Genomic DNA, 596 nt, shown 5'->3' with positions numbered 1-596 from the left:
GCCTCGACGTTGTCGTCGAGCCCGGTGCGGGTTTGGGTGCGTTGATCCCGGACGAGTTGTACAAGGAGGCCGGCGCCAGCATCGGTGATCCGTGGTCGGCGGATGTGGTGGTCAAGGTCGCGCCGCCGTCCGAGGCGGAGGTCGCGAAGCTGCGGTCGGGGTCGACGCTGATCGGGTTCCTCGCGCCGCGCAACGCCGACAACCGGATCGCGGACCTGAAGGCCGCGGGGGTGCAGGCGTTCGCGGTGGAGTCGATTCCGCGGATCTCGCGGGCGCAGGTGATGGACGCGTTGTCGTCGCAGGCGAATGTCGCCGGGTACAAGGCGGTGGTGGTGGCGGCGTCGGAGTCGACGCGGTATTTCCCGATGCTGACCACCGCGGCGGGGACGGTGAAGCCGGCGACGGTGCTGGTGCTCGGTGTCGGTGTCGCCGGTCTGCAGGCTTTGGCGACGGCGAAGCGGCTCGGTGGCCGGACCACCGGGTACGACGTGCGTCCGGAGGTTGCGGACCAGGTGCGGTCGGTGGGTGCGCAGTGGCTCGACCTCGGCATCGATGCGGCCGGTGAGGGCGGCTATGCCCGTGAGCTGACCGGGGAG

The 596-nt window shown here is 70.6% G+C and carries 1 protein-coding gene; it reads left to right on the top strand.

Annotation, left to right across the window (positions count from 1 at the left end):
- A partial coding sequence (locus ABD951_RS28060; protein ID WP_486374955.1) for a Rossmann-fold NAD(P)-binding domain-containing protein occupies window positions 1-596 on the top strand: 596 nt, incomplete at both ends.

Source organism: Rhodococcus olei (genome assembly GCF_039540555.1).
GTDB lineage: Bacteria > Actinomycetota > Actinomycetes > Mycobacteriales > Mycobacteriaceae > Rhodococcus_G > Rhodococcus_G olei.
The sequence above is the reverse complement of the archived record's forward strand: the minus strand, read 5'-3'. Positions and strand labels throughout refer to the sequence as shown.